This is a genomic window from Sulfuricurvum sp., from assembly GCF_028712165.1.
Taxonomy (GTDB): Bacteria; Campylobacterota; Campylobacteria; order Campylobacterales; family Sulfurimonadaceae; genus Sulfuricurvum.
Window position 1 is genome coordinate 19,459 of the sequence record NZ_JAQTQR010000038.1, and the last position, 8,553, is coordinate 28,011.

Genomic DNA, 8,553 nt, shown 5'->3' on the forward strand with positions numbered 1-8,553 from the left:
CAGATTTTTATGAAACAGATTCGTATTGACAAACGGATATATACTAAAGAGTCTATTGAGTTTGTACGGATTGAAAAATGGCTATTGGATGTTGGGGATGCGTTGGCCTGCGACATTTACTGTGATATTTACCCCAAAGAGACAAAAAAACTTTTTCTTCCCAAAGAGAATCCGATCGATATGCAGATTAAAATGCGGATCGATGAGACGGAATATCTGTATATACGCAAAGAAGACTTATCGGTCTATTACCATTTTGTAGACACTATTATCCAAGCTGTAGCGCGGGATGAACACATTGCGATAACGAAAAAAGCAGCGGTTATTTATCGACAGGCTTCCGAAATATTGGATGAAATGTTCGAAAATCCTGAAGCTCTTGAAAATGTTCCGAAATCAAAAAAAGTTGTTAATAAGTTTGTCGATACGATTTTTAGCGACTCACATGCTATTGAATCTCTGATCAAAATTACGGCTTACGATTATTACACGCATACCCACTCGATTAATGTTTGTGTGTACGCCCTGAGTCTGGGGACTTATTTAAAATTATCAACAGGTGTACTCGAAGAGTTGGGGATGTCCGCATTACTTCACGATTTGGGCAAAAGCAAAGTGAACAGTGCCATTACAAATAAAAATGGCACTCTAACGCATGAAGAGTTTGCGCAGATGAAGCATCATCCGGTCTATGGATATCAAATAGCCCTTAAAATCGGGATTACCGATACCCGAATCCTAGACGGGATTCGGCATCATCATGAAAAGCTCGATGGCAGCGGTTATCCTGATGCGATCTCAGGAAAAAGAATTACGCTGTTTGCCCGTATTATCGGTGTATGCGATGTTTTTGATGCTCTGTCGACGAAGCGTTCTTATAAGGATCGGTTAAAATCTTATGATTCTCTCAAACTCATGAAAGAGACGATGGCTGAGCACCTCGATATCGCCATCGTGGATGCTTTCATACGAATGCAGCAGCACGATCAGCTTTTATGAAACCCTCGTCTTTTTTCCTCTTTAAAAGAACGTGGAGCCCTGTTGTTGAGACCACTTTTGGCACGGTTGAGATTGTTAAAACAACTCTGACAGATTGCAAACTCACTGTTCGGTGCTAACGGTTTTCTGCAAGTTTTACAACGCGGTACAAAGTGGCTTTGCTGAAGTGAATTTTCGATAAATCGGTTGAGCTCGCCTCGGAAAGTCCGTGCTTTTTCGGCATCCACGAAAAACTCTCCCATCCGATACGACAGCCATAAATACAACGATATCTCTTTGATCCGATCTTCCGCCTCTTGGAGCTCTTCCATGGAAAGGGCGTAATTCCCCAAACGCTGCGGCGGGATAAAGGCGATCGGTTTTTTCTGTTCCAGTGCTCTGACATAACGTTCGAATGACGCCATCACCAGCGGTGATGAGGTCGATAACGGGGCGGTAGCAAGAGTAAATTTGGTTCGCATATCGAGATCATAGTTGTCGATAATGGCGGAAGCCTCCTGCATCGATTCGAGATTTGCAGCACGAAACGGCCCCTCGAACTTCATGTTTTCGACAAAAAAGTTGACGATATTCGAAAGCGATCTCTCTTCCAGAATATTCGAAACCAGCATGATGTGATCGAAATTTGCCATGACGTTAAACGGTAATGTGATCGGTTCAATCGCTTTGGTAAAAAGAGCGGTAACGGTTTTAAGAACATCTGCACTCAGTGCTCCGACGTACCCTTTTTCGCTCAATCCGTAGCGGCCTGCACGCCCTGAGATTTGTCGCACTTCGGTTGCCGTGAGATTACGCTGATTTTGGCCGTCGAATTTGTCCGCTTTGGAAAACAGAAGCGTTTTGATCGGAAGATTCAGCCCCATGCTGATCGCATCGGTAGCGACGAGGATATCGGTCTCTCCTTCACGGAAACGGCGTGCCTCTTCACGGCGTACTTCGGGGCTCAGGTTACCGTAGATAACGCTCGTCCGATAGGTTTTTGAAAGCTGCTGTTTGAGACGCAAAGCATTGGAACGGGTAAACGCGATTACGGCACTCTGAGGCTGTATTGCATCGATCGGGGTAGGCGTTTTGAGGAGTTCGAGAGGATTTTTGCGCTCAAACTCGATAATTTCCAACGGTTCGCCCAAATATTCCGCCAAAGCGATAATCGCATCACGAGCATTGGGCGATCCGGTCATGATAACTGTTTTTGCAGGGGCGCCGATAATCGCATTGGCCCATGCCCAACCACGGTCTCGGTCGTCGATCATCTGTACCTCATCGATGACACAACAATCGACTTCGGTTTCAAAGTTGAGCATTTCGATCGTAGAGCTGATATGGGTAGCGTCTTCATCAAGAAGCTGCTCCTCTCCGGTAATCAAAGATGCACTGACTCCGTCATCACGAAGACTCTCGTATCCTTCCAACGCTAACAAACGCAACGGCGCGAGATAGTATCCCGTCCCCGCCTTTTTGAGCTGTTGAAATGCCGTATAGGTTTTTCCGCTGTTCGTCGGGCCGGTATGGAAAACAAGACGACGGCGGAGTGAACGAGCCAATGGAAAGAGGTTTTTGAAATCGCGAACCGTTCGTGCGAGTAGTGCTTGCCGTTGGCGTTTGAGCAGTTCGTTCGCGATACGTTGATCAAAGGCAAAAAGGACCCGTCTCGATGTTTTAGAGCTAATATGCGGAATGAATGTCAGATACGGCAGAAGCAACTCATATACAACATCATAAAGCACTTCGTCACTCATCTCTAAAAGTTTTGAATGGGTGCGGCATTCAGCTACAAGATGATCCAATTCCCCTAAAAAAGCTCGCTCTTCCTGGCGGCTTTGCCCTTCAACCATAGACGCGATGGTGAGTTCTTCTTCGTTCCAGATTTGACGGCTTAGTTCAGCGGCATCCAGATGAAGAGAGAGGGTATATTCCAACGGCTCATTCCGATGGGGCAGGGTGAGTTGTTTATGTATCTCAACGATCAAATCATCCGTATTGACTGAAGTGAGGGGAGTGTGTAAATAACGGGTCAATACATCCCGTAAAATTTCGACGCTGAGCGTCCCGTAAGTTTGGGTAGAAGGGGGTGCGCTTTTGAGTGTTGAAATGATTTGTTCTTTGGAGAGATAGCGATGTGCATTGAGATTGAGCGAAGATAAAAACAGATCGGTTTGTTCTTGTTTTTGATGTGTTAGTGCCGTTTTAAGTTCGGTTATCTCGGGAACCAATGCTTCTAGTGTCTCTTCATGAAGCCGTTTTTCATTGAGCGGAGGTGTTTTGAGGACATGTATTTTGGTAAAGGTTTCGGTGTCCATTTGATAGGTGATAGGGGCATAATATTCGAGAGTATCATCGAAATTAAACTTTCCTTCCAGTGCTTTTTCGAGAAGTTCCCGTTTTCCGGTATAGCGGATATATTCGAGTTTTGCTGCAATTTTATCCGGTGTGATTTTGCGGGTACGGATGTCGATAAAAGAGGCATGCAGCTTTCGGCGCTCATCTGGAGTGATGTCCAATCCCTCCAACAGTTCATCGATTTTCTCTTCGCGTTCGTGCGGTTTTTCTTTGGGTTTTGGATTGGGGTAGACTTTTCCCTCATTACGGAAAAAATCGACGATTAAAGCACGATTCTCCGTTTCCCCTTCTGACCATAAACGGCGGAAGCTTTTTATCAAAGTTGTTTTATCGGTTGTTCCGTTAAATATTCCCAGTGTATGGGCGAGGGCGATCAGCGATTCGGTCGGAACCCGCTCTATCCCCTCGTCAAATCCCTCGTCACCAAAAAAATGGCGGATGGATTGATTGAGTTTGATCAGTTTTTTCTTTTTCTTTGCCAATGTTATGCCACCCTTGCTTTGACTTGTGCCGAAATTTTATCCCATGCGCTCTCTTTAGTCATTTCCAAATCGTATTTGGATTGCAGATGGAGCCAAAAATCAGGTGTTGTCCCAAAATAGATTGATAGGCGCAGCGCCGTATCCGCAGTAATGGATCGTTTTTTATTGACAATTTCATTGATACGACGCGGTGATACTCCGATAGCATTAGCTAATGCGTTTTGGCTGAGATTATAGGCCTCTAAAAACTCTTCTTGCAATATCTCTCCGGGGTGGATGGGTGCTATTGTAAACATGATGTCCTCTTTAATGGTAGTCGATTATTTCGACATTTTCAGCATTACCGTTATTCCAGTGAAAACAGATACGGTATTGTTGATTGATGCGGATGCTGTAGGAGCCTTCACGATTCCCTGTAAGCTTTTCAAGTCGATTGGCCGGAGGGATTTTTAGATCATCCAGATTTTTTGCCGCATCGAGCATCAATAGTTTTTTATAGGCTCCTCTTTGGATGTCTTGAGGGAGCTTTTTAGAAAAGGTTCTGTTGAAAATCTTTTCAGACTCTTTACATACAAATGTCGTTATCATAAATGTATGATAGTACCTATAACGTTAAATGTAAATAAAATGCTATTTTTACTATTTGACAATAGTTTTGTTGTCTAAATTTTTGACAAAAAAAATCTTGTCATTATTCCTTAGGTTAATGCAACAGCTTTATTGATAAACTTTTGCAAAATAATATATGGGATAAGTTGATGGTCGATCTGAATGTTGATGAATGGACGCAGGAAGAATTTTTACGTAATAAAAAAGAGCTCGAAGCAAACGGGGTCAAAGTTCTTCTAATCGATACAATTTTAAACCCGATCAGCGGGACGGAAACGTTAACGTACAGTCCTCCGCTATTGCGATCTGAACCTTCAGGAAGCGTATTCGTGTTTTACTGCGATACAGGGAAAGCCTCCAAAGAACGTTTAGGAGAGTTTAGAGCCAAGTTTCCGGATCATGTGTGTATCAGTTTGCGTGGAGGACGGGGCTATTGGCGCAAGAACTTACGGGTATAACACAGGCGTGTGAGGCATTTATCTGCTCTATTCAAGAGGGTCGATATTATGATGCGCATGAGGATTTGGAGTATATATGGTACATACGCCGTTTTGAGGACGATGACGAAGTCCGGCTCTGGAAAGGATTTATCAATGCGGCGGTGAGTTTTGAACTCTTTAAGCGTGGAAGACCGAAGCCCTCTGAAACGGCATGGAAGACCTATCTCAAATATAGCCTCTTTTTAGAGACTCTTATTAGCCCCCATAAAGAACACTACGTTAGAATAACACAAATATTAGAACAACAACGAGGTGAATTATGTCCGAGTTTTTAAAAGCTATGGCGTTTCGTCACGCCTGTAAGACATTTGATGGGGGAAAACAGATCCCTTCTGATCAATTTGAATCTATATTGGAAGTTGCCCGCACTTCTCCCTCATCATTTGGAATGGAGCCATGGAGATTGATTGTGGTTCGCAAACCTGATCTGCGTAAAGCGCTTAAAAGTGCATGTTGGAATCAAAGTCAGATCACAGATTGTTCGGAACTGGTGATCCTTACCACCGATAATGACACGGTACGTAGCGGAACGCCCTATGTACGTAAAATGTTTGAGCGTCGGGGACTGAGTGCCGAAGCGGTCGACACCTATATGGGTGTCTATAAAGGTTATTTGGAGCCGATCGAATGCGATGAAGTGCTGCTGGAAAACTGGACGGCGAAACAATGTTATATTGCCTTGGCAAACATGATGACGTATGCCGCGACGTTGGAAATCGACAGCTGTCCGATCGAGGGGTTTGACAAAGAGGAAGTCGAAGCGATTTTGGATCTCGAATACGGTCACAGCGTAGCTGTTATCTGTGCATTCGGATACCGGGTAAATCCGCAGAGTGAGCAAAAAAGGCTCGAACTTAAACAGATCGTTGAGTATCGTTAAAAAGGGGTGTTTATGTTACAAAAAATCGATCACGTTGAAAGCAAAGTGACCTACTATACCGATTTGATAACGAATTATGCTACCGAATACGGGTTAAAAATACTGGGTTCGCTCCTTATTTTCTTTATAGGCAAGTGGATCATCCGTCAACTGGTTACGTTGATGCGCAAAGGGATGGAACGTGCCAAAGTAGATCCGACATTGGTTTCATTTGCAGGCAATGCGATTTATGTCGGTGGAATCATTGTAATCATTATTGCCGCGATCAGCAATCTTGGGGTAGAGACGACTTCGTTTGTTGCGGTATTTGGAGCGGCAGGTTTAGCGATCGGGTTAGCGCTCAAAGATACCCTTTCCAATGTCGGTGCGGCAGTACTGATTATTTTCTTCCGTCCGTTTAAAGTAGGAGATTTTATTGAGGCTTCCGGGGTTATGGGAAATGTCAAATCGATGAATTTGTTTTCTACAACCCTTACGACAGTCGATAACCGCTCCATCATTATCCCCAACGGGACATTAATCGCCGGAAACATTATCAACTATACGGGTAATGCTACGCGGCGTATCGATATGGTTTTCGATATTGATTACAAAGATGATCTCCGCCTGGCAAAAGAGGTCATTATGAAGGTTCTTCTTGCAAATCCGAAAGTGTTAGCCGATCCGGCTCCCGTTGTGGTAGTTGGGGCACTTGCGCAAAATTCGGTACAGATTCTCGCGCGTCCTTGGGTAGCGGTAGGTGATTATTGGGACGGTATGTTTGAGATGACCGAAGCGGTAAAGCTGGAATTTGATAAAAACGGTATTTCGATACCGTTTCCTCAGATGGATCTGCATCTAAGAAAAGATGAAAATATAAAAGTTGATTAGCGATTACTAAATAATCGAAAAGCGATTCCCGCACCTAACGCGGCAACCGCTCCCCCTACAAATAAATATGCCGGTGTGTATTGATAGAGCGCTCCGGCTCCGATCGCACCTATAAATCCTCCAAGTCCGTATGAAATCCCAAAGAAAAACTGCTGGGCAAGTCGGCGTGCTTTGTAGAGGTGAAAAAGGATTGATATGGATGTTGAATGAAAGAGGGCAAAACTAAACGCGTGGAGGCTTTGTGCGGCAAACAACAACATCGTATTGTTGGGGAATGCTGCAATAATGAGCCAACGGAATACGGTTATAAATGCGGTGATCTGCAAAATCTTCGGAAGGTTCCCCCTCAGTAGAGGCCCTTGGAAATAAAACATGATGATTTCTGCGATGACTCCGAAACTCCATAACCATACGGTGGTATCCAGTGAAACCCCATGATCGGTCGCATAAATCGTAAAAAAGTTATAAAACGGACCAAAACTCACCTGCATCAAGAAAAAACCGATCCATAACGGCAGATGGTCGGTTATTGTAAAATGGCATGAATCATCGCCGGAATCGCATTCACTTAGGGGAAGTTTGTTCTGTTTGTTTCCGATCAATGCCCCGAAAATAAGAGTTGTTACTGCCATCGCGATCAAAAACAAGATTCCGCTTTGAGGGGTACTGAGATAATGTACCAAAACAAGAGCGACGGCGATAAAACCCAGAGATCCGAACATCCGAATCCGACCGTAACGTTCTTTTCCGATCTGCTCCAGTGAAATGACCTCGATATAAGGCAGTATCAGCGATATCCCGATTCCAAACAATATATTAACAAGTAGCAATGCCCAAAAGTGCTCTAACGCAGGGTAAAAACCAATAGCTCCGATCCCCATCAGCATCAATGAGAGAAAAAAGACCTGCTGATCCAGTCGGAACCCTTTTAAAAAGAGAAATGGCATGGCAAAACGGACGAGAGGGGCAGAGGCGAATACGATCCCGACATGAAGCGGATCGTATCCTACCATCGTCAAAATTTTAGGAACAAAAATAATATGAACGCCAATCAAGGCAAAATAGAAAAAATAGAAGGCGGCGATTAAAACGGTCACGTTAGGAGACGCGAATAACGGCTGTGCCGCTGATGAGATCGTGGAGCGCGCGTTTGTCTTTGCGCATTAGTCCGATAAAAAAACCGACAAGGGTAATGAGGGAAATAAAATAACCGATAAAACGCAATATTAGTTTCCAGTAGGGAGCATTTTCAAATGTTTTGGCATCGACGACGCGGATGTATGCCAGTTTTTTCCCCGGTGTTTGACCGCTCTTATGCCATAGCCAAACGTACGTGATGAGAAACAAAGAGATCTGCATAATCGATGCAACAGGATTTGGGGGATTGGTATGCGCTTTCGGATCATTGACAATAACATCCAAACCGCTGGCAGTATGCATTTGATCGTATCCGAAGATCAGCATCGCCAGCAATGTTATCGGAAGACCGATCATGAAAATATCCGTTACAAAGCCAAGAGCACGGGGCCAAAAAGGTGCATAGACTATTTTTGCGGATTTAGGAGTTAATGGTTTGTGGTGTTTTTGTTTTTTTAGGGTTCGCCATCTCATGGTGATATTTTAGCTTGTTACAAATTAAAGTGCACTAGTGCGCTGAGCCTTCTGCTGAAGAAAACTTAGTGTTAGCGTAGCCGTAGGGATTTTATTCCTATGGCGTTAAAAATCAGAGCAAGTTATAACCTTATTACTGTTTGTTTACTAATTTGTTTCATAATTCAATTATCCCAATTGACAGCAGCAAGTCAAGGGTGTTTTCATCACTCACTCCTTAAGTTTCAAAGCCTCGGCAGCTTCTTCACTGCCGGGTCTATTT

At 44.0% G+C, this 8,553-nt stretch carries 10 protein-coding genes; 5 read left to right on the plus strand and 5 right to left on the minus strand.

The genetic code is table 11. The annotated features are described in order from the left end of the window. The first annotated feature begins 9 nt into the window (after positions 1–9). Positions 10–999 carry an HD domain-containing phosphohydrolase gene (locus PHP90_RS08100; protein WP_299927968.1) on the plus strand — a complete coding sequence of 330 codons (990 nt, stop codon included), beginning with the start codon at positions 10–12 and terminating at the stop codon, positions 997–999. Here the strand turns inward: PHP90_RS08100 and PHP90_RS08105 are convergent. From PHP90_RS08105 to PHP90_RS08115, 3 genes are read right to left on the minus strand one after another with little or no spacing between them, the layout of a single operon-like run. Then, positions 987–3,821: a helicase-related protein gene (locus PHP90_RS08105; RefSeq protein WP_299927971.1), complete on the minus strand. Its 2,835-nt coding sequence runs from the start codon at positions 3,819–3,821 to the stop codon at positions 987–989. The genes PHP90_RS08100 and PHP90_RS08105 overlap by 13 nt on opposite strands. A 2-nt stretch (positions 3,822–3,823) precedes the next feature. Continuing rightward, entirely contained in the window at positions 3,824–4,117 is a 294-nt protein-coding gene (locus PHP90_RS08110) for a HigA family addiction module antitoxin (protein WP_299927974.1), read from the minus strand. A gap of 10 nt (positions 4,118–4,127) precedes the next feature. Then, positions 4,128–4,409 (minus strand): type II toxin-antitoxin system RelE/ParE family toxin, encoded by a 282-nt coding sequence (locus PHP90_RS08115; RefSeq protein WP_299927977.1) that lies wholly within the window; start codon positions 4,407–4,409, stop codon positions 4,128–4,130. Between the two features lie 170 nt (positions 4,410–4,579). Between PHP90_RS08115 and PHP90_RS08120 the strand changes: the two genes are divergently transcribed. From PHP90_RS08120 to PHP90_RS08135, 4 genes are read left to right on the plus strand one after another with little or no spacing between them, the layout of a single operon-like run. Beyond that, positions 4,580–4,888, plus strand: a complete 309-nt coding sequence (locus tag PHP90_RS08120; RefSeq protein WP_299927980.1) for a hypothetical protein — start codon at positions 4,580–4,582, stop codon at positions 4,886–4,888. Then, on the plus strand, positions 4,864–5,205 hold the full coding sequence (locus tag PHP90_RS08125; RefSeq protein ID WP_299927983.1) for a DUF309 domain-containing protein: 342 nt from the start codon (positions 4,864–4,866) through the stop codon (positions 5,203–5,205). The genes PHP90_RS08120 and PHP90_RS08125 overlap by 25 nt, the downstream gene beginning before the upstream one ends. Continuing rightward, positions 5,190–5,810 carry an NAD(P)H-dependent oxidoreductase gene (locus PHP90_RS08130; RefSeq protein WP_299927986.1) on the plus strand — a complete coding sequence of 207 codons (621 nt, stop codon included), beginning with the start codon at positions 5,190–5,192 and terminating at the stop codon, positions 5,808–5,810. The genes PHP90_RS08125 and PHP90_RS08130 overlap by 16 nt, the downstream gene beginning before the upstream one ends. Positions 5,811–5,822: 12 nt before the next feature. Continuing rightward, entirely contained in the window at positions 5,823–6,680 is an 858-nt protein-coding gene (locus PHP90_RS08135; protein WP_299927990.1) for a mechanosensitive ion channel domain-containing protein, read from the plus strand. On the opposite strand, the gene PHP90_RS08140 is transcribed toward PHP90_RS08135, so the two are convergent. Together PHP90_RS08140 and PHP90_RS08145 are read right to left on the minus strand one after the other, a co-directional pair. After that, positions 6,677–7,777: an MFS transporter gene (locus tag PHP90_RS08140; RefSeq protein ID WP_299927994.1), complete on the minus strand. Its 1,101-nt coding sequence runs from the start codon at positions 7,775–7,777 to the stop codon at positions 6,677–6,679. The two genes, PHP90_RS08135 and PHP90_RS08140, sit on opposite strands and share 4 nt — an antisense overlap. A gap of 1 nt (position 7,778) precedes the next feature. Next, the gene (locus PHP90_RS08145) at positions 7,779–8,291 is read right to left on the minus strand and encodes an RDD family protein (RefSeq protein ID WP_299927997.1); all 513 of its coding nucleotides are present in this window, start codon (positions 8,289–8,291) and stop codon (positions 7,779–7,781) included. Between the last annotated feature and the right edge of the window lie 262 nt (positions 8,292–8,553).